The following is a 22,756-nucleotide window of genomic DNA, read 5'->3' on the forward strand; positions in this document are numbered from 1 at the left end:
AATTGTGAATATAGAATAAGGTGGTGAATTCATGGCTTCACTAAGAGAAATAAAAGGTCGTATAGGATCAACCAAAAAAATGAGCCAGATCACTAGCGCCATGCACATGGTGTCCAACTCTAAATTGAGGCGGGCCGAGGAGAACACGAAGAAGTTCCAACCTTATATGGATAAGATACAAGAAGCTGTCCAGGCCATTGCTTCAGGCGACAATACAAGTTCCCACCCTATGCTCAGGGAGCGTCCGGTCAAGCGTACCGGCTATGTCATCATTACGTCAGACAGCGGTCTTGCGGGTCCATATAATGCGAACATCATGAAAGAAATCACTAGGCTGATCAGTGAGCGTCATAATGACAACCCGGAATCCTATGATCTCTTCGTAATTGGAAGAATGGGCTACGAATTCCTTGAGAATCAGGGCTACAGCATTACAAATCACCGCATTGGACTTGAGGATCAGCCTGACTTCAGCAGTGTCAAAGAAATTGCGCAGCAATCAGTTGCACAATTTGCGAATGAAGACGTTGATGAACTCTACATCATCTACAATAAATTCATTAATGTGCTTGAGCAGAAAGTCAACACAAGACAACTGCTGCCTTTGTCCGAGAGTGCGGTTATGGCCAATGAAACACAGGCGTCCAACCTCTCAACATACGAATTTGAACCGGATAAGGAGTCCATACTCGAGACAATCCTGCCACAATATGCAGAAAGTCTGGTTTACGGCGCACTCCTCGATGCAAAAGCGAGTGAGCATGCGGCGCGTATGACGGCGATGAAGGCTGCAACGGATAATGCGAAGGAACTGGTTGATGATCTGTCACTGCAGTATAACCGTGCCAGACAGGCTGCGATCACTCAAGAAATCACAGAGATAGTCGGCGGTGCATCAGCACTTGAATAAAGAAAGACTAGGAGGAAATCGAATGACTTTAGGTCAAGTGGTTCAAGTCATGGGACCTGTGGTTGATGTGCGTTTCAATGAAGGCGAGTTGCCGGAATTGAATAACGCATTGTACATCACTCATGAAAAAGGAAATGAAGAAGAAACGATCGCCCTGGAAGTTGCCCTCCATCTCGGAGACAATGTCGTCCGGACGATTGCGATGAGTTCCACAGATGGACTGCAGCGTGGAACTGAAGTTAAAGATACAGGCAGCCCCATCTCAGTACCGGTCGGTCAGCTGACGCTGGGCAGAGTGTTTAACGTGCTCGGCGAACATATCGATCTTGGGGAAGCTGTACCGGCTTCTGAAAGAAGAGACCCGATACACCGTCAGGCTCCAAAGTTCGAAAATCTCTCCACTAATGTAGAAATTTTGGAAACAGGAATCAAAGTAGTAGATTTACTGGCTCCTTATACTAAAGGTGGTAAGATTGGACTGTTTGGAGGCGCGGGAGTTGGTAAAACTGTTCTGATCCAGGAACTGATCAACAACATCGCCCAGGAGCATGGAGGTATCTCTGTGTTCGCAGGTGTCGGAGAGCGGACTCGTGAAGGTAATGACCTTTACTATGAAATGAGCGACTCCGGTGTTATCGCGAAAACTGCGATGGTGTTCGGCCAGATGAACGAACCGCCAGGCGCGCGTATGCGTGTAGCCTTGTCGGGTCTTACTATGGCAGAATACTTCCGTGATGAGGAAGGTCAGGATGTACTGCTCTTCATCGACAACATCTTCCGCTTTACTCAAGCGGGCTCCGAAGTGTCTGCTTTGCTCGGACGTATGCCTTCAGCGGTTGGTTATCAGCCGACATTGGCAACTGAAATGGGACAATTGCAGGAGCGCATCACATCTACCAATGTAGGATCGGTGACGTCCATCCAAGCAGTATTCGTACCTGCGGATGACTATACTGACCCAGCACCAGCTCAAACATTCGCGCACCTGGATGCGACTACGAACCTTGAACGTAAGCTTTCTGAGATGGGTATCTACCCGGCGGTCGATCCGCTGGCATCTACTTCCCGTGCGTTGACTCCAGCAGTAGTGGGCGAAGCGCACTATGAAGTAGCAAGGGATGTTCAGGCGACCATCCAAAAATACCGCGAACTTCAGGATATCATTGCGATTCTAGGTATGGATGAACTTTCCGAGGAAGATAAGCTTACTGTTTCCCGTGCACGTCGGATCCAGTTCTTCCTATCCCAGAACTTCCACGTAGCAGAACAGTTCACAGGCCAAAAAGGTTCATACGTGCCTGTAGAACAGACAGTCAACGACTTCAAGGAAATACTTGAAGGAAAATACGACCATATCCCGGAAGATGCATTCCGTCTTGTCGGCGGCATTTCCGATGTGCTGGATAAAGCACGCGAGATGGGTGTAGAAGTCTAAAATCGGGAGGGTTAGCAAATGAGTACAATTGCACTGGATGTAGTTACACCAAACGGCTCGGTTTTCAGTGAAGAAGACTGTGACATCATTATACTCCAGACTAAACAGGGTGAGCTCGGTGTCATGGCCGGCCACGTCCCGACGGTTGCTGCACTCAAGATTGGCAGTCTGCGTGCGAAGATAGGCGGCCAGTATGAATATATGGCTGTAACGGAAGGCTTTGTAGAAATCCGTTCTGAAAAAGTGACGGTTCTTGTGCAGGCGGGTGAGTTTGCTCAAGACATCGATACAGACCGTGCGATCGCTGCAAGAGATCGTGCCGAAGCACTCCTTCAGCAGTCACAGGATGAAAAAGTCGATAGATATCGTGCTGAACTTGCGTTGAATCGCGCAATCAATCGATTGGATGTATCAAAACATAAGTAAGGATTCTGCCCGGGCTCTGGCCCGGGCTTTTTTTAAGGGTGATTATAATGTTATTTTCCCAGCTAGCATTCATGCATATCGTATTGCACTTGTTGTGCGTAATCTTTGCCTTTTGGGTACTTGGCGCTCTGAACGTAGATGGGTGGTTCAAAAAAGCGGAGACAGGCCGAATAAGATTGTTCTTTATATTACTGGCAGTTCTTTTAGGAAGTGGCTTGAGCAACTTTATAATGGACTTCTTCAGACTGGTCCAGGAAGCAGCACTGTTGTTTTGACATTTAATTTGCAAACGTGTTTATACATCTCTAAAATAGTGAATAGTATACGAAGTATTAAATGGTAAGTAAAATATGGAGTGAATAAAATGGATTCTATAATAGTAAAAGGTGGGAACAAGCTTTCAGGTTCCGTTGAAATTGAAGGTTCCAAAAATGCTGTACTGCCGGTCTTGACTGCTTCTCTATTAGCAGAAGAGAGCGTATCGAGGCTACATAATGTTCCGGAATTATCTGATGTCGGGACTTTAGCCGCCTTGCTTCGCCACTTGGGGGCTGAAGTGGAAATTGAACAAGGGATTGTTTCAGTGGATGCCAGCGCAGAGCTTTCGTGTGATGCACCTTTCGACCTCGTAAGCAAGATGCGCGCGAGCATGCTTGTCATGGGACCCCTGCTTGCACGTTACGGGTACTGTAATGTAGCTATGCCAGGAGGATGTGCCATCGGTTCAAGGCCAGTGGAACAACACATCAAAGGCCTCGAAAAGATGGGGACTACTTTCCGAACTGTAGATGGTAGTTTCGAAGGACATGTCGATGGCCGTCTGAAAGGTGCTAAGATTCACCTGGATTTTCCTAGCGTTGGCGCAACCCAGAACCTTATAATGGCTGCAAGCTTGGCTGAGGGGACTACTGAGCTCGAAAATGCAGCTCAAGAACCCGAAATTGAAGATTTGGCCCATTATATTAATGAAATGGGCGGTAATGTAAAAGGTGCAGGTACTGCCCACATTAAAATTGAAGGTGTCGAATCCCTAAAAGGAATAGACCATACCGTCATTCCTGACAGAATTGAAGCAGGCACTTTTATGATTGCAGGGGCGATAACACGCAGTGAAATCACGCTGAAAAACGTTGTGCCCGAGCATTTGAGTGCACTGATTTCCAAGCTTGAAGAAATAGGTGTACGGATAGAGGCTACAGAGGACGGTGTCAAAGTCATGCCGGCCGAGAACCTTAAGCCCATCCGGGTCAAGACGATGCCCCACCCTGGTTTTCCAACAGACATGCAAAGCCAGATGATGGCATTGCTTACGACCATCAACGGTACAAGCGTCATGACGGAGACGATATTCGAGAATCGTTTCATGCACGTCAATGAGTTCAGAAAGATGGATGCAGATATAGAAGTAGAAGAAAACCATGCATTCATCAAAGGTGGCGGCAAACTTACCGGGGGTCGTGTAAAAGCGACTGACCTCAGGGCCGCAGCTGCATTGATTCTTGCAGGTTTGGTAGCAGAAGGGTATACTGAAGTTACTGAATTGAATCATCTGGACCGTGGTTACGTAGATTTCCATGGCAAGTTGCAGAAGCTTGGAGCCGATATAGAGCGCACAGATGAGCAACACACGAAAAGTGTGATAACTTCTAAATAAAGAGGTAGTGTTATGGCCGAAGAATCAAGAAAGCTGGTCCATCGCAGATTTCCGTTGATTGTCAGAATACTGCTTTATGTATATGTGGCAATTATCGTGTTCTTTGTGGGCCTTATGATCGGATATGGGATATTGAATAATCCAATGGAAGTATTTCGTCTGGAAACATGGGAACACATCATCAATATGACTAAGGAATGATACAATGCTAAGTTACGATCAGATAAAGGCGATAATTCCGCACCGCCCACCTTTTCTGCTAATAGACAAAGTCACTGAAGTAGAACCGGGTGTAAAGTGTACGGGAGTCAAACAAGTGTCCGGTAATGAGCCATTCTTTCAAGGGCATTTTCCTGAGTACGCTGTGATGCCAGGTGTTCTGATTGTGGAATCATTGGCTCAGGTAGGTGCAGTCGCGCTTCTACAGGAGGAACAGTTCCAAGGAAAGCTTGCCTTTTTTGCAGGCATAGATAAATGTAGGTTCAAAAAGCAGGTCAGACCTGGGGATACTCTGGAACTGACAGTTGAAATAACAAAAATAAAGGGTCCTATCGGCAAAGGGGAGGCAGTCGCTACAGTAGATGGGGAGATTGCCTGTAAATGTGAAATTACCTTTGCCATACAAGACCAAAAAACATCCGATGATTAATCATCGGATGTTTTTATTTCTTTTTTAGACTCCATGATGGATTTGAACTCATGGAGCAATGTCTCTTCTTCATACCCTTCACTCAACAGATGGGTGAGTACATCTTCAGCATACGTTGGTCCTTGTACGATTATCTTGCCATTGAATATTAAGGATAGTGCCTGATCCAACTCATTCATTTCATTGAACGTTCCTCTGAATCTGGCCGGTTCGTTTGAATGTCTCGTAATCGTAACAAGAATTTCAACTTCCGTTCCAATCATCTCCTTTAGAATATCCTTAAAGTCGGGAGAAGTGGAAATCTCGATCAACCAAGGAGCCTCTCCCTTCTCCTTATTGATTATGATGCCATCGATGATATCCAGTATTATATAATTCTCTTCATGTTCCAGCTTCAATTCAACTACCTTGAAAGACTTCATACCAGTTCCTCCCTTCATATGAATCGTTGATGCAATTTTTTTGAAATCGCACCACCTTGCGTTTCAATATTTATTTATCATCACCATATTCATTCTAATTGTAAAGGAAATGGCTGTAAAATCAAATTTCAGCCTTTTGCAGAATATTTACTTTAGGTTTATCTTTGGGACAGGAAGGAGGTGAACTAATGATGAACAAAGTCTTGTTGGTGGGGGAGCTGGTGCGTAATGTGACGGTACAGAAAACGGTGAATGGCAGCATCAATTCATTCATCATTGCAACCGTCAGAGTGCCCAAAGATGAAAGGAAATCAAAAGAAGTACATTTCATTTACTGTAAAGCCTTCGGAAAAGCACTACCTAAAGTACTCACAGAAGCTGCTGAAGGTGATATCCTGTGCGTCAGTGGTCAGGTCGCCACCACGGTCCATACAACCCAAGAAGGTGAAAAAGAATATCGGATGGAAATATGGGCTGAAAGCATTAAACATATCCCGGATAAGATAAGCCGACAAAAAGACATTACGAATCCTTCACGCATGATAGGGGAGGCGGTAAAGCATTATGACCAGTGGGACTACATCGGTGAAAGGACAGTCCATACATTAGAAAGCTCCGATGATTCAGGCAAGGCACTTTTGAAGGACCGCCACCTGGAGTCTTTGGAAAAAGTTTTGAATGAACATAAGAATGACAGTCATACATTGCAACTTGTGCCAAACGAAGATTCAGATGAAAAGAAGGAAAAAGCCTTTACCTGAACAGGTCCAATTGATTCACACTATCTACACTCACACTACTCACCATACCTTGCTTAAGGCCGACTACTGCGATCGGACTTAAGCAGGGTATTTTATATGAAACCTTTAGAAGATGAATAAATTCTGAAACCTAGAAGAGGTATAAATACACTATTTGTGAAAAAGGTCTTACAACAAGAAGTGATATTGTAATCTGATTGTAATGAAAAACGCTTTTCTTTATATTCCTGTAACCTAAGAAATGTTTAAATCTGATATAGTACTATTCAGCTAATAAGAAAACATTATTCCGCTTAAGGGAATACGGAGGGTATACTAATTATGAAGAAAGTACTATCTATCGGTGCAGCAGTTGCTGTATCCGGCACACTCGCTTACAGTGCAGAAGCAGCAACTCATACAGTAGATAAAGGAGATACTCTTTCCGAAATCGCGCATCAGAGCAACACAACGGTCGACGCGATTAAATCAGCCAATAATTTGACTTCCAACCTTATCTTCCCAGGTCAAGAGCTTGAAATCACAAAAGCAAATGATTCAGGAGATAAAGAAGCAGGAGTTTATAAAATAAAATCAGGAGATACTCTTTTTGAGATCGCGCAAAAATTTGATGTTTCCGTTTCAGACTTGAAGACATGGAACAACCTGTCATCAGACCTCATCATTGCCGGCAAGACGCTTTCAGTCTCCGGAAGCAATGTATCTCAAGCGCCTGCTCAAGCGCCAGCGGTTGAAGAAGCACCTGCTCAAGTGCAGCCGGTTGAAGAAGTTCAGCAGAATGGTTCAGCCGAAGAACGCGCATCAGAACAAGTGGCAGCCGAAGAACGTGCAGCAGAGCAAGCGGCAGCTGAAGAACGTGCGGCAGAGCAAGCAGCAGCCGAAGAACGTGCAGCAGGGCAAGCAGCAGCTGAAGAGCGTGCGGCAGAGCAAGCAGCAGCTGAAGAACGTGCGGCAGAGCAAGCAGCAGCTGAAGAGCGTCAACAAGCTAAAGCACAAAATGTGTCCACTTCCAATAATTCAAGTTCACAGAACTGGGGAGCATTAGCGCAGTGTGAATCTGGCGGCGCTCCGGGCATCGTAAGCGCAAATGGCCTTTATCATGGTCTTTACCAATTCGATGTTCGCACTTGGCAGTCTGTAGGCGGAAGCGGTCTGCCATCCAATGCATCGGCAGCAGAACAAACCAAAAGAGCTCAAATCCTTTATGATCAAAGAGGATCCCAGCCTTGGCCTGTATGTGGTTCAAGACTCTAGGAATGAACCTTCCTGACCAGACCTAGCAATCGCTAGGTCTGTTTTTCGTTGGAAACTCAGAATATAAATAGAAGTATCATTAAATTGTCACTAATGGATGTGTAAGATTTTATAATATGTTTTTTTAGACATTCTTTTATGTTACAATTTCTTTTATGTGAGACAAATTATGAGGTGAAGAAATGAGTAAAAAATGGCTCTTCCCGCTAATGATCGGTCTGGTGCTTGTGCTCTCCGGCTGTGACTATTCCCAGGAAGAAAATAGAAATGGGTTTTTCTTTAATACTTTCGTCCGTCCGATGGATAGTCTAGTTCATTGGCTTGGTGAAAACCTGAACAATAATTATGGCTTGGCTATTATAGTCGTTACCTTAATCGTTCGCTTAGCAATATTCCCATTCATGATGCGTACATATAAAAATCAGATGATGATGCGCGAAAAGATGAAAATCATTAAACCTGAAATGGAAGAGATTCAAAAGAAAGTCAAAGTTGCCACTACTCAGGAAGAGAAGATGGAAGCCCAACAGGAGATGATGGGACTTTACAAGAAACACGGAATCAACCCGCTCAATATGGGTTGCTTACCTATGTTGATTCAGATGCCTATCGTCATGGCGCTATATTTCTCCCTCAAATTCCCATCTGAAGGTGGAATTACCGAATATCCATCTTTCCTTTGGATGAATTTGACTGAGCAGGATCTGTTCATGGTGGCCATTGCCGGAATCGTCTATGCAGGACAGGCATTTGTTTCCATGCAGTTTGTATCTCCAGAACAGCGCAAACAGATGCAGCTATTCATGTACATCTCTCCAATTATGATCATCTGGATTTCATTGATTTCACCTTCGGCCCTCCCACTTTACTGGGCAGTCGGCGGTCTTTTCCTGATATTCCAGACTTGGGCAGGTAACACTTTCTATAAAAAGAAGGTAGCTGAAGAAATGGCCCCTATCATAGAAGCACATGAACGGGAACAGGCAGAAAAAGAGAAGCGCTTGAAGAGTGCTAAAGTAATGCCGAAGAAAAAACGTAAAAAGAAAAAATAATGCAGTGAAAAAGGCATGATATCTTTTGGATATCATGCCTTTTTATTTGGATATTAAAGGATGGGCGAAATGAGGTTCGCAATGCCTTCCTTTATACGAATCCATTTATTTCTGGAGTCGTATCTTTCAACGGTAAGCAGAGAACAGTCCTCAATATCTGCTTCATAGATGAGTCGGTATTTGGTTGCTTCATTTTTATCGTATATGAAAGCATTGACTTCGAAGTTCAAAAAGAAGCTTCTGGAGTCGACATTTGTCGTCCCGACACTCAACACTTCATCATCGACCATCATCACTTTCTGATGGAGGAAACCTTTCTCGTAAATATGGACGTGGGCCCCCATCCGTGCTATCGCACCTGCATTGGAGTAGGTGCCCCAATAGACGAACGGGTGATCAGGTTTGTCAGGGATCATCAGATGTACTTCGACTCCGCTCAATATAGCGATTTTGACTGCCTCCAAGAAAGATTGGTCTGGAATGAAATAGGGTGTCTGGATATAGATGGCTTCCTTTGCGCTGTAAATCATTTTCATATAGCCGTATTTGATCTGCTGCCATCTTTCATCGGGGCCACTTGAAGCCACTTGCATAGGCGTGTTGCCATAATAGTGGTTTATTTCAGGAAAGTAGCGATTTTCCCTGAACATGTTATTGCGTTTATCATGTGAATTCCAGTCCAACATAAAGCGCAACTGGAGAGATTTAACAGCATTCCCTTCAATCCTCAAGTGGGTATCACGCCAATAGCCGAACTTTTTATTCAAGCCAATGTATTCATCCCCTACGTTGAAGCCGCCTACATACCCGAGAGTGCCATCTATTACTACAATTTTACGATGGTTGCGGTTGTTCATTCGTGGATTTATAAGGCGGAGCATGCTCGGGAAGAAAGCTTCAACCAGACCTCCAGCTTCTTTCAATTCTTTAAAGTTGCTCAACCGGAGGGTTCTGGAACCTATATCGTCGTAGAGAATCCTGACAGAGACTCCCTCTCGTTGCTTTGCAAGCAATGCTTTATGTACTCTTTGGCCGATTCCATCCAGTTTTAAGATATAGTATTGGAAATGGATATGGTCTTTCGCATTATAGATATCTTCAATCAGCTTTTCGAATTTCTCATTGCCGTCGGTGAAGATATCTATTTTGTTGTTGATGGTCATGAAAGACTGGTTGTTATCAAGCAACATATGGATTATTTTCCTATGACGGTTTGTGATGTCGTTTGCGAAAGACATACGGTTGTTCTGTAGATCACTGAGTTGCTCATCAACTAGGTGCTCAAGACCCACTTTGTCTGCTTCATTGATCTGGAATAACTTCTGGTTGTATATTTGGCGGCCGAAAAGGATATAAAATATGAAGCCGATGATCGGCAGAAAGAAAAGGACCATAAGCCAAGCCCATATGCTCTGCGCGCTGCGTCGTTCCAAAAATATCAGCCCTATGGCAAAAAGGAGGTTGATTCCAATTATGATAAGGGTGATGGTACTCAACACTTTTGCGCTGGATAGGAATTCAAATATAGCTAATTCCATATTTTCACCTCACTTGTATTCTATTATAAACCAAGATTATTTAAAATTCTGTAACATTTATTTTTTGATTTGTATGGCAAAAATATAAATTTCGCGTTAAAATAAGAGTAAGTTGAAAAACGGGGAGTGTCATTATGTACAAAAACGACCGTTCTAAAGTGAAGCAAGTTGTCACGATGTTGAGTGAACTTGGTGTTAAAGTAAAGGTTTCGAGATCTAGACTTGAAATCATGAACGGTATTGCACATAAGGAACAATTACGGTTGAAAGAACAGAACATCTAAAATAACCGCAGCTACTAAGCTGCGGTTATTTTATGCTTTCTTGTCATATTGATGGAAATAGATGCTCATTATGATTCCAATCGCCAACATGTTAGCCCAGAGCCCACTTCCTCCATAACTGATGAAAGGCAAAGGGAGTCCGGTAATCGGCAATAGTTGTACAGTCATGCCGATATTTTGGAAAACATGAAACATCAGCATGGAAAGGTAGCCGATGATGAAATAAGATGAGAAACTATCATCAACGACTGTTGCAATCCTGAAGAGGTGGAGCATAAGCATAAATATAAGTACGATGACGGCAGTGGCACCGATAAACCCGAATTCTTCACCGATGATCGTAAAGATGAAGTCCGTATGGTTTTCCGGAATGTAGATGATGCCATCACCAAAGCCTTTCCCATCAATGCCACCAGAACCGATCGCCTTTAATGAGTTGCTGAGCTGGAAGCCACCTTCGGCCATGTATTCCTCCGGCCGCAGCCAAGAGTATATTCGCTCGAACTGATAAGGGTGAATGCCTAGGTAACGCTCAAGTATGTCCGGCCTGTAGATGATGCCAAGAATCAAGGCACCCCCGATTGTAACTGCTGCAATCAAGGTCGGAACAATAAGCCACCAGCTGATGCCTGAGACGATAATCATTCCGAATAGTATCGCCAGCATGACCAAGGTGGTGCCCAAATCATTTTGGAATAGTATGAGCAGCATCGGCAGAATGGAAGTTGCGGCGATTTTTATAAGCAGTTTAATATCTGCACTCAGATCATTGGTTATCTTATATTTATTATGCTGGTTGATGACATAGGCCAGAGTCAATATGTAGATGATCTTGACGATCTCGGATGGCTGGATGCTGAAGAACCCGAATTGATACCAACTTTTGGCACCATTTATAATCGGTGTAATCGGGGAAACAGGCGCGATGAAAAGAATGGCAAGCGATAGGACGCCGGCAGTGTATATGAGCCAGATATACTGCTTCAGCCATTTGACGGGGATAAAAGTCAGCACGAAGACCATCAGGAAACCAAGCAGATAAAATAAAGTCTGCCTAAGGGCGAAATCGGTATTGTATTGTCCGCTGGTCATTGCAGAACGGATCATGAAGACGCTGACGGTCCCAAGGACTACAATAAGCAGTAGCAACAGCCAGTCCATCCTGAAGAATATATTGGCATTTTGTCTTTTGTAATTATTGTTTTTTTCCAAAAAATTCACCTAACCCATTATGGAATCATGACATTTAGTATACACTATTTTATGATAAAATTAAGCGTATTAACCCAATATGAATTTGATGAACACAAAAATAAAACGATGATGGAGTTGTACAGTAGTTATGATTGAGACAACAATAGGGACAATCGCCAATTTCTGTGGTGGACAGATGAATGCTGCTGCAGAATCACAAAAGGATAGAATCATAAAAGGGGTATCTATAGATACAAGGACGCTGCAAAAAGGCAATCTGTTCATCCCCTTCAAAGGAGAGAATACGGATGGCCACCGTTTTATGGAGCAGGCTTTCGATAAAGGGGCGGCGCTCAGCCTGACAGAACAAGCGTCATCACAGTCTGATTCATCCTTGCCGCTCATCCATGTTCCAGACGGTTTGCTTGCTCTGCAGACCATTGCACAAAAGTACCTTGAAGAAGTGTCTCCCAAAGTCATCGCGATTACGGGATCGAACGGAAAGACAACCACGAAGGATATGGTCGAATGTCTGCTTTCCCCACACTTCAAAGTGAAGAAGACGATCGGCAACTACAATAATGAGATTGGTCTACCATTGACGCTGCTTCAGCTTGATGCTGACACTGAAATCTCCATATTGGAGATGGGGATGGACAAAGCAGGCGACATCAATCTGCTCAGTACAATGACACAGCCCGATATCGCAATCTTGACCAATGTGGGGGAGTCCCACATCGAAAAATTAGGCTCGAGGAAAAATATCGCCCGTGCAAAGTATGAAATTGTGGATGGCTTGAAACCAAACGGCACCTTCATCTACTCGAGGGATTACCCTTTACTTGAGGCATTGGTGCAGCGTGACGCCCCCTATAATCTAAAGACAGCAGGGGAGCAGCCGAGCAATGATATTAGGATAATGGATGTTTCAGAAACCCGGGAGGGCACCCATTTTGAATTAGGCCCAGGGAATATGGATGTCCAGATACCACAGCTTGGTGTCCATAACGCCGCCAATGCTTCGATGGCCCTACTTGCAGCAGAAGCTGTGGGCCTTTCCATGAAGGACGTCAAGGACCAATTCCAGACACTGGTCGTAACGGATATGCGCATGGAACGCATGATTCATCAAAATGGGGCAGTCATCATAAATGATGCCTATAATGCAAGTCCATCCAGCACCAAAAGTGCGATTGATACTATAGGTCGCATGGATTCTGACAACCGCATCCTCGTCCTTGGGGATATTTTGGAACTTGGAGAGTATTCGGCGCCGCTTCATCTGTCGATAGCACAACATATCAACAGCTCGGACCATCATTTTGATCACATCCTGACTTATGGGGAGGCGATGAAGGCTGTTCATGATAATGTTGACATTGATAGCCGGTCACACCATGATGATATAAAATCGTTGGCCACCGCACTTAAATCAGTGATGACGCCTGAAAGTGTCATTCTATTGAAGGCATCCAGAGGAATGGCGTTGGAGAGGGTGAACGACTATATCTAGATCCATCGGTCTGCTCTTTCTCCACGGCTACACTGGAGGACGGTATGAATTGGAACCTCTGTTCGATTATTTGAAATCAAGGTATGAATTCGACTATGAATTTCCAGTCTATCCAGGACATGGAACAGTGCTCAATCTCACTGAGCCAGATGGTGATGCCTGGTATGCTGAGGCGCTGCATGCATATAAAAACCTTAAAGAGCGTGTAGATTCAGTCTACATCATCGGTTTTTCGATGGGAGGCGTCTTCGCCAGCCATATCGCACAGCATGAGTCTATAGACAAACTCGTGCTCATCGCTCCGGCTTTCGAGCATATCAGGCTCTCAAGATTAGGGCGGTTGAACCTTACTCCAGCACATTTCAGTGAACATATGAAAATGCACCTCTACCAGAAGATCAGAAAGCGACTCAAAGATATTCCGTTTAAAGCGTATCAGGAGTTCAAGCGGATTGTTGAGGCGAAGTCCGGGAGCTTGGAAGAGATCAAGACGGATACATTGATCATCCATGGTACACTGGATCTTCTTGTGCCTTCGATATCAAGCATTGAAGTGAGCAGGCAGATACCGTCCGCCAGACTAGAACTGATAGAGGGTGCGCCGCATCTTTTTGCATTTACAGAAGCGCATCAGCTTGAGTTAAATATATTCACCGAACGCTTCCTTTTCCCGGAAGAGATAAGACTTGTATAATGACAATAAAAATGTTAATATTGAGTAGTTATGCGTAACGAAAATGAGAAACGATAAGTCAAAGGAGACTCTAATTTGAAGTTTTTTAAACAATTAGGTGTCAGTGATGAAACCTTGAAATCACTGGAAGACATAGGGTTCGAAACACCAACCCCAATTCAGGAGGAAAGTATTCCTCTCGCGCTCGAAAGAAGAGATATTCTCGGGCAGGCAAAAACAGGTACTGGGAAAACAGGTGCTTTCGGCATTCCGATCATTGAAAATACCGAGAAGCAGGGCGGCACTCAAGTGCTGATCCTCACACCGACGCGTGAATTGGCCGCACAGGTGAGCGACCAACTCAAGAAGTTTGCCAAGTACAAAAAACTTAGTGTATCCACTATATTTGGCGGGATGAGCATTGAACGCCAGATCAAGGATTTGAAGAGAAAACCAGAAATCATCGTGGGTACACCTGGCCGTATCATCGACCACATCAAGAGAAGGACATTGAAACTCGATAGCATCCATACACTTGTCCTCGATGAAGCGGATGAAATGATGAACATGGGATTCATAGATGACGTCAAGTTCATCATGTCCGAGATGCCTGCGGATGACAGGCACACATTGCTGTTCTCGGCGACGATGCCACCAGCAATACAAGAGTTGGTCAAACGGTTCATGAAAGACGCAAAAATCGTCAAAACCATGAATCAGGGTGGTGCAAGCGACCCGCAGATTACCGAGCATTACACTATCGTAAAAGAGCTCGAAAAGCTTGAAGTCTTTACTGACTTCCTAGACGTCCATCAGCCAGAACTGGCAATCGTCTTCGGGCGTACAAAACGCCGCGTTGATGAGCTGACGAGTGCGTTGGTCGCTAAAGGCTACCGCGCTGAAGGACTGCATGGCGACATCACGCAATCGAAACGTCTTGAAGTCCTGAAGAAATTCAGGAACAATGCCTTGGATATATTGGTTGCCACAGATGTTGCAGCCAGAGGCCTCGATATTTCAGGCGTATCCCACGTCTACAACTTCGATATCCCTCAAGATTCCGAGAGCTATACGCACAGAATCGGCCGTACGGGACGTGCGGGTAAAGAAGGTGTGGCACTCACATTCGTCAATCCAGTAGAAATGGATTATTTGAGAATGATTGAAAATGCCAAAAAGAAAACGATCTCTGCGCTCAGACCGCCTCTTAAAAAAGAAGTGCTTAAAGCACGTGAAAAAGAGATCTATGAGAAGATGGATCAATGGAAGGCCAACAACAACAATGCACATACTCTTGAAGTGGCGGAACACCTGCTTGAGCAAGGTGAAGCGAAGGAAATCGTTGCAGCACTGCTCAATGAATTCCTGTTCAACGCATCAGATGACAATATCCAACTGTCATTCGAAAAACCACTTACACGAAAAGGTGGCAATCGACGCGGAGGCAAGCCTTCAGGTGGCAAGAAGCCATTCAAGAAAGGCCGTGGCTATGATAACCGCTCAGGCAACAAGCGTCAGGGCAACAGACCACCACAGAACAACAACAAGCGCCAAGGCGGCCGCACATTTAAAGATCACATCAAATAATTCCATACCCCTGTCCAATGGACAGGGGTGTTTTTTTTATATTCTACGTAGTATATTTAAAGGATAAGGCTAATCGTCATAATGTATAATCGATATATAAGTGGAGGCAAACATGAAAAAAGTGCATGATGAAGTAGTTCCATATATGCAAAAACGTTATTTGGCATCTTTCACCCTATGGTTGCTCATAGGGATTGTGGCCAGTGCCCTTACCTTTTATCTTGAATGGAGTCATTGGGTATACTTTGGAACGGGCGGGGTGCTTATCATGTTATTGATAATGGGCATCTTCATAAGACCGTTTGTCTATAGAAAAGTGACCCGTTATGAAATCGATGAAGGGCGCCTCGTAGTCAAAAAGGGGTTTTTCCGCATCGCAACAAAAATGGTGCCGATCCAGAGAGTGCAGGGTGCCAAATTGGCAACGGGCCCGATTTCCAGAAGGCATGATTTCGCCATACTGGAAGTATCAACGGCCAGTTCGAACATGGTGATGCCCCCTCTGAAATTGCACGAGGCACGGGAGATGAAAGCAACCATCATACAACAGGTGAAGGAGGCACATACAGATGTATAGCCCGCAGAAACTCCACCCAGTCGCTTATCTTGGCAGTATCGTCAATGGCGTCAAAAATCTCTGGATTCCATTGATCATAATCCTTTTCAATTCACGTGACGTCATATTCTCAGGTGAAGTCTCGCTCAAATATATTGTCATTTTTATCGGTGTACTGGTTCTTGCCATCGTGCTGTTCGGAGGTATGGATTTCCTGAATAAATATCGGACACGGTTTTGGATAGAAGCGGGCAAATTCATCTACAAGGACGGGGTCATTACCAACCGGGAGAAAGAACTTGATATAGGGAGGATACAATCGATTGATTTCAGCGAACCCATATTCCATCGTATGTTCGGTGCTGTGAAATTGGAGATCATCACTCCGGGGGACGCCATTCGTATTGATACAATGAAGAAAACCCAAGCCGAATCACTGCAGAGAATACTCTATGATGAGAAGTCACAGGCAGAAGGTGAGGCGATTATCGGTGCTTCGAGCGACTGGCCTCGGCATGAAGCGGAGGACCCCCAGGAGTTCACGGAACTTTATCTGATGAGTAACCGCTCGCTCCTTCTGATGAGCATGACCAGCGGCGCTTTAGGTACTTTCCTTGCGCTGGCATTCGGCTTCATCAACATCATCGGAGCGGACTTTTTGCTGGAGCGCTATTTCGACTATTTTGAAGGGGCATTCAAGAGTGTCTTGTGGGCTTATATGCTTGCAGTAGGTTCCTTCATTCTTGTGGGATATGCAATAGGCATACTCATCCTTATGATCAAATACCATAAATACACGCTCAAGATGAAAGACGATGATCTTGTCGTCGAATATGGGTTGATTGAAAAGAAACATCAAAGCATCAACATCAACCGGGTTCAGAACATTATTGTAAGGGATTCGATCATCCGTAGGATGATCGGCTATTATTCATTGGCTGCAACGATTACGAGTGATTCCCTGGAAGGGGACGATGTCGAAGGCAAGGTTGAAATCCTGCCCTTCATAAAAAGAGATGACCTATATAGGATTACAGAACAGATTTTCCCGAATTATCATATAGAAGTCCCTCCACGTATCGTACCGGTCAGGGGATACAGAAGATACTTCCAAGTGATGGCTTTAGGCATCTTCACCATCAGCGCCATCATCCATTATTTCTGGTTTGACTATATGTGGACCATTGGCTTGGCACTACTCACCATTGTCGCCCTATCTGGTTTTTACAGTGCCCATAACAGTGGCTATACAATCCGGGATGAAGAGATCAATCTGATGACCACATCGTTTTTCAAGCGTTCGCACTATATCATCAAATCGGATAAATTGATAGAAGCGGAATGGGCGTATAACCCGTTTCTTAAGCGGTCTGAACTCGGGATTATAACGCTGGTCACCGCCGCGGGGATGATGGGGTCCCGGGCGACCTTGAAGTTCATTGACCAAAAAGATGTGGATACTATCTGGCAGTGGGCTGAAAGGAGTGCTTCCAATGAAAAAGATATCACCGAAATCGATCACGGTGTGGCGGATTCGTGAAGGGATTGCCGCGTTGATTGCATTGCTGGTGGCGGTTGCCGCAACGATACTGCATTTCTATATATGGGAATGGCTGCCATGGTGGGTGCCGCTCATACCTTTTGTGATTTTCATCTACATCAGCCTGATCAATGTATGGTTGATGCCGAAATTGAAATATAAATATTTCCGTTATGATGTTTCTCGCGATGAAATACGTATCCATAAAGGAATCATCTTCAAAGAAGAACTTGCTGTACCGCTGTTCAGAGTACAGAATATTGATACGACAGTTGGTCCGTTGATGAAACGGTACGCTCTCAAAGGGGTTACCCTGAGAACATCTGCAGCACCTATCCACATACCTGAACTCGAGTCGGGTGAAGCTGACCATCTGCGCAATGATATCAGGACACTAATCAATGAAAAGACAGGGAGAACCATATGATCAGAGGCCTAGGCACCGATATAATTGAAATCGAACGGATCAAAGCCGCGGAAGATAAAGGCGGACGGTTGTCGAAGCGGATTTTATCTGAGGAGGAAATGGAAGTCTACAGGACATTAAGCAGCGAAAAGAGAAGGATGGAGTATCTGGCTGGGCGCTTTGCGGTCAAGGAAGCATATAGTAAAGCTCTGGGCAGTGGCATAGGGGAACGTATCACTTTTTCAGACATCACTTGTCTGAATGATGAGGTGGGAAAACCCTTCATAAGCGGAGAGGAGTGCGCACATGTTTCAATTTCTCACTCCAATCATTATGCCACTGCCACAGTGATACTTGAAAATAAGGGATGAGGAGATTGAGATATGTCGGAAAAGTACTATAGGGATACAATTGTCGATGTCGATCTGGCAGCTATCGGACACAACTATAAAGCTGTGAGTGGAATGCATCCTGATAAGACTTTCATCGCAGTCATAAAGGCGAATGCATATGGGTTGGGCAGCACTGCTGTTGCAGAGTACTTGTCCCATATTGGTGTGGATTTCTTTGCAGTCGGTACGCTGGATGAAGCGGTCGAGTTGAGGATGCATGGCATCAGGGAGAAGATACTCATTCTCGGACCGATCAGGCCGGAAGATATGAACAAAGCCATAAAGCACCGTATAGCTGTCACCGCCCCGAGCTATGAATGGCTTAAAAGAGCGGAGCAGGCTATCGAAGATGATGATGGAAAGGGTGTCTGGGTCCATATCAAGGTGAACAGTGGCATGAATCGACTGGGTGTATCCAACATCAAAGAGGTTAATCAGATGATTGCGTTGATAGAGGCCTCTCCTTACCTTACCTATGAAGGCCTGTTCAGTCACCTCAGTTCAGCGGAGGTTGATTCGGAACGCCCCTTCAAAGAGTACGGAACATTCAAATCCATTATTTCGCAAGTTAAAAAACCTCAGTTTGTGCACGTCCAAAATTCAGCAGGTGCCTTTCATCTTGAGGCAGATGAATGCAATGCCATGCGCATCGGCCTCTCCCTATATGGATATTATCCGTCTGACTTCATAGCGGGGATATCACCTGTCGAGCTGAAGCCGTCCGTCGGCCTGGTGACCCATGTAGTGGATACACATGTGCTGCAAGAAGGAGAGGGGGTCAGTTATGGATTGAAATATATCGCAGATGAGAAAGTGACCATAGCCACGCTGCCGATCGGTTATGCGGATGGCTTCCTTCGTTCACGCACAGGTTATAAAGTGGCTCTGGAGGACGGCACATCCTGCCCGGTAGTCGGGACCGTATGTATGGACTACATCATGATCCGTGTTCCTGACCATGTTGAATTGGGGGACAAAGTACATATCATCACTCCAAAACGGCATTCCGCACAGTCTATGGAATCCTACAGTGATTATGTGGATACGATACCTTACGAATCTATGTGCAAGCTCGGCCGCAGACTGCCGCGTATTTACCATGGCACAGACGGTAGTCGCATCAGCAATGAAGTTTTAAAATAAACTAGTAATGATTTTTTATACATGTTATCATTATTATGAATAGCGATGTAATAGAGGAGTGGTCTAGTAATGATGAACACGACATTGTGCAGCAGCACAGTACTCTCTCTTGAACATGGATATACAGAGATGAGTGAGATCAACCTTTCCATTGCGTCTGAAAGTCACGAGCTTGAATGTGAAGCACAAAAATGCAACGAAGATTTCCTCGTTTACAGTAAAGATGGTGAATAGATGAAGAGAGGCGAAGTATATCTTGCTGATCTTTCACCTGTGCAAGGTTCTGAACAGGGTGGTAAACGTCCAGTAGTGATCATCCAGAATAATGTCGGCAACTACCACAGCCCCACTGTGATAGTTGCCGCAATTACTGGCCGGATCGACAAAGCCAAGATACCTACACATGTGGAGATTTCAAAGGATACATATAATCTGGACAAGAATTCGGTCATATTGCTCGAACAAGTCCGTACAATCGATAAGAAGCGACTTAGGGAAAAACTTACATATTTGAATGAAGAAAAGATGAAAGAAGTGGACAAGGCGTTGATGATAAGCCTTGATCTCCTGCCGAAAAAACCCAGGAAATCCAAGAAAATGAAAAGCTGATGGACTTTTGTGTACAAAAGTCTTTTTTCAGTATGAGGTGAAATCATGACGTATATTGATAATATTGTAAATAAATACAGGGAAATCATCCAGCTTTACCTTTATGGGGGAGATGCAGACAAAGCTATGGATCTGTGCCAATCATTCAGCGAAGAAGTCATTGAAATGGACACCTCACCTGAGGAGATTGTTTCGCTTCATATGGAGCTCCTTGACGATATGGGAATAGAAGATGGCGCCCTCATAAAGCAATCTTTAGACATCCTGCAAGAAGTGATCATCTCATTTGGATTTACATACAGGGATTATAGATCCATGATGAACAAGCTTAAAATCCATGATAAGGAAATGGACGTCGCAGCCAGTCTGCAGGAAACGATGCTGAAGACCGAAATCCCAACGTTTGACACGATGGAAATCGGCGCCATCAGCGTGCCCGCCAGAAAAGTCAGCGGAGACTATTTCAACATTATCGACCATAATGACGGCATGCTCAGTTTTGCGATTGCTGACGTCATAGGCAAGGGGATACCGGCCGCAATTGCGATGAGCATGATAAAGTTCGGCATGGATTCTTATGGTTATTCCCAATTGCCGAGCGACAGTCTGAGGAAACTGAACAGGGTGGTCGAGAAGAACGTCAATCAAAATATGTTCGTCACCATGTTCTATGGTTTGTATGATCATAGCACAAACCGGTTCTATTACTCTTCGGCAGGACATGAGCCTGCCCTGCTATATAGGCACGATACGGATGAATTCGAAGAAATTGATGCCAAAGGGGTTGTCCTTGGAGTAAAGCGGCATGCACGTTATGAGCAGAAGGAAGCACGGCTCGGGCCCAAGGACATGATCATCGTATTTACTGATGGTGTGACGGAACTAAGGAAGCATGACGATACATTCATCGAGCTCGACTATGTAAAGGATATGATCAAACAAGTGAAGGATCATCATCCACAGGATATTGTCCAGTATATCTATGAATCACTCATGCGTGTCCAGAACCCGCATAAAAAAGATGATCTGACGTTATTCATATTAAAAAATAATAAAAATTAGGCTTTATGTGTTTAGAAATTTCATATACGGGTAAAGCTTGAAGTGTTTATGTATTTAAGTTGAATGGGAGTGGAACTTAATGAATCTCAATATCGATACAACAGAGAGAGAACAAGAATATGTGATTGTGCTTAAAGGGGAACTAGATGTCTATACTGCACCTGAGTTGCAGAAAATCTTGGAACCCATCCGCCAGTCGGGCAGTCACGATATCAGAATAGATTTAACGGATGTCGAATATATGGATTCTACGGGTCTCGGCATTTTCGTCGGTACTTTAAAGGAATTGAACCAACACGATAGAGAACTTTATGTCACTGGAGTGACAAAGCGGATATTAAGGTTGTTTGAAATTACAGGTTTGAGAGATCTTATGCATATCAACGAAGCGTCGGGGGTTGAATAGTATGGCAGAGAATTACGATTATATAGAAATGAAATTTCCTTCGAGCGCCGAGTATGTAGGATTGATACGATTGACATTGTCCGGCGTACTTTCAAGGGTAGGAGCTACTTATGATCAGATAGAAGACTCCAAAATTGCTGTGTCAGAAGCTGTCACCAATGCAGTAAAACACGCCTATGATGAAGAAAAGGGTGGAGAAGTACTGATTGGTTTTGCGATATACACTGAAAAAGTGGAAATCATCGTTGCAGATCACGGTCAGAGTTTCAATTATGAAGCAGTAAAAGAGGAACTGGGTCCTTATACTGAAGATGACAACATCAACTACCTCAGAGAGGGAGGCTTGGGACTATTCCTGATTGAAACACTAATGGATGAAGTCTATATTAAAAAAGATCCTGGCGTCACAATCAGCATGACGAAGTTTATTAATGAAAGTCAGGTGCATTCGAATGGAGAAACAATCGTCAATCGATAGAAAATTAACACCGGAAGATATTAATGAACTGATTCGCAGCCATCAGGAGAATGGGGATGATGCGGCTCAAGCGAGATTGGCAGAACACTACAAGAAACTCATCGAATCTCTTGCCTATCGCTATTCAAAGGGTCAAAGCCATCATGAGGATCTTGTGCAGGTCGGCATGGTTGGGCTTCTTGGCGCAATCAAAAGGTTCGATGTATCCTTTGATCGACGTTTCGAAGCATTCCTAGTCCCAACAGTCGTTGGTGAAATCAAAAGGTATCTGAGGGATAAGACATGGAGCGTGCATGTCCCGAGGAGAATCAAGGAAATCGGCCCCAAGATCAAAAATGCGAATGACGAACTCACCAATCGATTGGAACGGTCTCCAAAGATAAGTGAAATTGCAGATCATCTGCAAGTTTCAGAAGAAGACGTGCTGGAAGCGATGGAAATGGGTCAAAGCTACAATGCATTGAGTGTCGATCATTCCATTGAGGCAGATAAAGACGGATCCACGGTAACGTTGCTTGATGTCATGGGACAGTCCGATGACAACTATGATCTGTCAGAAAAAAGACTGATCCTGGAAAAGGTGATTCCGATACTTTCAGACAGGGAACGGGAGATTATCCAGTTCACCTTCATGGAAGGTCTGAGTCAGAAAGAAACGGGAGAGCGCATCGGCCTCAGTCAAATGCATGTATCGCGACTTCAGCGCACCGCAATCAATAAGCTGCGCCAGGCAGTGAGTGAGAAAGAGTAGAATATCTACCCCCCATCCTTAAGGATGGGGGGTTTCAGTGTTATAATATATAAGGATCAAC

Annotated in this window: 28 protein-coding genes; 25 read left to right on the forward strand and 3 right to left on the reverse strand. The window is 44.5% G+C overall.

Annotated elements, in window-relative coordinates; genetic code table 11:
- Positions 1-31 precede the first annotated feature (31 nt).
- The 7 genes from atpG (at position 32) to fabZ (ending at position 5,074) form a co-directional block, all read left to right on the forward strand.
- Positions 32-910 (forward strand): ATP synthase F1 subunit gamma, encoded by an 879-nt coding sequence (gene atpG, locus ACZ5LF_RS02105; RefSeq protein ID WP_380570416.1) that lies wholly within the window; start codon positions 32-34, stop codon positions 908-910.
- A gap of 22 nt (positions 911-932) precedes the next feature.
- Positions 933-2,345, forward strand: a complete 1,413-nt coding sequence (atpD, locus tag ACZ5LF_RS02110) for a F0F1 ATP synthase subunit beta (protein ID WP_380570417.1) — start codon at positions 933-935, stop codon at positions 2,343-2,345.
- 18 nt (positions 2,346-2,363) lie between these two features.
- Positions 2,364-2,771, forward strand: coding sequence for a F0F1 ATP synthase subunit epsilon (locus ACZ5LF_RS02115; RefSeq protein ID WP_380570418.1), 408 nt, complete (start codon positions 2,364-2,366; stop codon positions 2,769-2,771).
- A gap of 47 nt (positions 2,772-2,818) precedes the next feature.
- Positions 2,819-3,046, forward strand: a complete 228-nt coding sequence (locus tag ACZ5LF_RS02120) for a DUF1146 family protein (protein ID WP_380570419.1) — start codon at positions 2,819-2,821, stop codon at positions 3,044-3,046.
- An 89-nt stretch (positions 3,047-3,135) separates the two neighbouring features.
- Complete coding sequence (gene murA, locus ACZ5LF_RS02125) at positions 3,136-4,425, forward strand: UDP-N-acetylglucosamine 1-carboxyvinyltransferase (RefSeq protein WP_380570420.1); 1,290 nt, start codon at positions 3,136-3,138, stop codon at positions 4,423-4,425.
- Positions 4,426-4,437: 12 nt separating this feature from the next.
- On the forward strand, positions 4,438-4,626 hold the full coding sequence (locus tag ACZ5LF_RS02130; RefSeq protein WP_344700784.1) for a DNA-directed RNA polymerase subunit beta: 189 nt from the start codon (positions 4,438-4,440) through the stop codon (positions 4,624-4,626).
- 4 nt (positions 4,627-4,630) lie between these two features.
- The gene (gene fabZ / locus ACZ5LF_RS02135; RefSeq protein WP_380570421.1) at positions 4,631-5,074 is read left to right on the forward strand and encodes a 3-hydroxyacyl-ACP dehydratase FabZ; all 444 of its coding nucleotides are present in this window, start codon (positions 4,631-4,633) and stop codon (positions 5,072-5,074) included.
- On the opposite strand, the gene ACZ5LF_RS02140 is transcribed toward fabZ, so the two are convergent.
- Positions 5,071-5,496: a YwpF family protein gene (locus ACZ5LF_RS02140; RefSeq protein WP_380570423.1), complete on the reverse strand. Its 426-nt coding sequence runs from the start codon at positions 5,494-5,496 to the stop codon at positions 5,071-5,073. The two genes, fabZ and ACZ5LF_RS02140, sit on opposite strands and share 4 nt — an antisense overlap.
- Before the next feature lie 188 nt (positions 5,497-5,684).
- On the opposite strand from ACZ5LF_RS02140, the gene ACZ5LF_RS02145 reads away from it, so the two are divergent.
- From ACZ5LF_RS02145 to yidC, 3 genes are all read left to right on the forward strand, one after another.
- A complete protein-coding gene (locus ACZ5LF_RS02145; RefSeq protein WP_380570424.1) occupies positions 5,685-6,257 on the forward strand; it encodes a single-stranded DNA-binding protein in 573 nt (190 codons plus the stop codon).
- A gap of 321 nt (positions 6,258-6,578) precedes the next feature.
- Complete coding sequence (locus ACZ5LF_RS02150; RefSeq protein WP_380570425.1) at positions 6,579-7,511, forward strand: LysM peptidoglycan-binding domain-containing protein; 933 nt, start codon at positions 6,579-6,581, stop codon at positions 7,509-7,511.
- A 182-nt stretch (positions 7,512-7,693) separates the two neighbouring features.
- Positions 7,694-8,563 carry a membrane protein insertase YidC gene (gene yidC / locus ACZ5LF_RS02155; RefSeq protein ID WP_380570426.1) on the forward strand — a complete coding sequence of 290 codons (870 nt, stop codon included), beginning with the start codon at positions 7,694-7,696 and terminating at the stop codon, positions 8,561-8,563.
- A gap of 53 nt (positions 8,564-8,616) precedes the next feature.
- Here the strand turns inward: yidC and cls are convergent, their stop codons facing one another.
- Positions 8,617-10,101, reverse strand: coding sequence for a cardiolipin synthase (gene cls / locus ACZ5LF_RS02160; protein WP_380570427.1), 1,485 nt, complete (start codon positions 10,099-10,101; stop codon positions 8,617-8,619).
- Positions 10,102-10,235: 134 nt separating this feature from the next.
- Between cls and ACZ5LF_RS02165 the strand changes: the two genes are divergently transcribed.
- Complete coding sequence (locus tag ACZ5LF_RS02165) at positions 10,236-10,385, forward strand: Lmo0850 family protein (RefSeq protein ID WP_344700777.1); 150 nt, start codon at positions 10,236-10,238, stop codon at positions 10,383-10,385.
- Between the two features lie 30 nt (positions 10,386-10,415).
- Here the strand turns inward: ACZ5LF_RS02165 and ACZ5LF_RS02170 are convergent, their stop codons facing one another.
- Positions 10,416-11,546, reverse strand: a complete 1,131-nt coding sequence (locus ACZ5LF_RS02170; protein WP_380570444.1) for an FtsW/RodA/SpoVE family cell cycle protein — start codon at positions 11,544-11,546, stop codon at positions 10,416-10,418.
- Positions 11,547-11,727: 181 nt separating this feature from the next.
- Here ACZ5LF_RS02170 and ACZ5LF_RS02175 point away from each other — a divergent pair, with 181 nt between their 5' ends.
- The 14 genes from ACZ5LF_RS02175 (at position 11,728) to sigB (ending at position 22,695) form a co-directional block, all read left to right on the forward strand.
- The gene (locus ACZ5LF_RS02175; protein ID WP_380570428.1) at positions 11,728-13,092 is read left to right on the forward strand and encodes a UDP-N-acetylmuramoyl-tripeptide--D-alanyl-D-alanine ligase; all 1,365 of its coding nucleotides are present in this window, start codon (positions 11,728-11,730) and stop codon (positions 13,090-13,092) included.
- A 49-nt stretch (positions 13,093-13,141) separates the two neighbouring features.
- On the forward strand, positions 13,142-13,786 hold the full coding sequence (locus ACZ5LF_RS02180) for an alpha/beta hydrolase (protein ID WP_464759613.1): 645 nt from the start codon (positions 13,142-13,144) through the stop codon (positions 13,784-13,786).
- A gap of 75 nt (positions 13,787-13,861) precedes the next feature.
- A complete protein-coding gene (locus ACZ5LF_RS02185; RefSeq protein ID WP_380570429.1) occupies positions 13,862-15,352 on the forward strand; it encodes a DEAD/DEAH box helicase in 1,491 nt (496 codons plus the stop codon).
- A gap of 268 nt (positions 15,353-15,620) precedes the next feature.
- Entirely contained in the window at positions 15,621-15,929 is a 309-nt protein-coding gene (locus tag ACZ5LF_RS02190; RefSeq protein WP_464759615.1) for a PH domain-containing protein, read from the forward strand.
- Complete coding sequence (locus tag ACZ5LF_RS02195) at positions 15,922-17,448, forward strand: PH domain-containing protein (protein ID WP_380570431.1); 1,527 nt, start codon at positions 15,922-15,924, stop codon at positions 17,446-17,448. The genes ACZ5LF_RS02190 and ACZ5LF_RS02195 overlap by 8 nt, the downstream gene beginning before the upstream one ends.
- Entirely contained in the window at positions 17,402-17,875 is a 474-nt protein-coding gene (locus ACZ5LF_RS02200; RefSeq protein WP_380570432.1) for a PH domain-containing protein, read from the forward strand. The genes ACZ5LF_RS02195 and ACZ5LF_RS02200 overlap by 47 nt, the downstream gene beginning before the upstream one ends.
- On the forward strand, positions 17,872-18,225 hold the full coding sequence (acpS, locus tag ACZ5LF_RS02205) for a holo-ACP synthase (RefSeq protein ID WP_380570433.1): 354 nt from the start codon (positions 17,872-17,874) through the stop codon (positions 18,223-18,225). The genes ACZ5LF_RS02200 and acpS overlap by 4 nt, the downstream gene beginning before the upstream one ends.
- A gap of 12 nt (positions 18,226-18,237) precedes the next feature.
- Positions 18,238-19,389, forward strand: a complete 1,152-nt coding sequence (alr, locus tag ACZ5LF_RS02210) for an alanine racemase (protein ID WP_380570434.1) — start codon at positions 18,238-18,240, stop codon at positions 19,387-19,389.
- A 69-nt stretch (positions 19,390-19,458) separates the two neighbouring features.
- Positions 19,459-19,623, forward strand: coding sequence for a hypothetical protein (locus tag ACZ5LF_RS02215; protein WP_344700768.1), 165 nt, complete (start codon positions 19,459-19,461; stop codon positions 19,621-19,623).
- Positions 19,624-19,998 carry a type II toxin-antitoxin system PemK/MazF family toxin gene (locus ACZ5LF_RS02220; protein ID WP_344700767.1) on the forward strand — a complete coding sequence of 125 codons (375 nt, stop codon included), beginning with the start codon at positions 19,624-19,626 and terminating at the stop codon, positions 19,996-19,998.
- Positions 19,999-20,043: 45 nt separating this feature from the next.
- A complete protein-coding gene (locus tag ACZ5LF_RS02225; protein WP_380570435.1) occupies positions 20,044-21,060 on the forward strand; it encodes a PP2C family protein-serine/threonine phosphatase in 1,017 nt (338 codons plus the stop codon).
- Between the two features lie 79 nt (positions 21,061-21,139).
- Positions 21,140-21,466, forward strand: a complete 327-nt coding sequence (locus ACZ5LF_RS02230) for an anti-sigma factor antagonist (RefSeq protein ID WP_380570436.1) — start codon at positions 21,140-21,142, stop codon at positions 21,464-21,466.
- Position 21,467: 1 nt separating this feature from the next.
- Positions 21,468-21,944 carry an anti-sigma B factor RsbW gene (rsbW, locus tag ACZ5LF_RS02235; RefSeq protein WP_380570437.1) on the forward strand — a complete coding sequence of 159 codons (477 nt, stop codon included), beginning with the start codon at positions 21,468-21,470 and terminating at the stop codon, positions 21,942-21,944.
- Positions 21,919-22,695 (forward strand): RNA polymerase sigma factor SigB, encoded by a 777-nt coding sequence (gene sigB, locus ACZ5LF_RS02240; protein ID WP_380570438.1) that lies wholly within the window; start codon positions 21,919-21,921, stop codon positions 22,693-22,695. The genes rsbW and sigB overlap by 26 nt, the downstream gene beginning before the upstream one ends.
- Positions 22,696-22,756 lie beyond the last annotated feature (61 nt).

This window comes from Salinicoccus siamensis, from assembly GCF_055391965.1.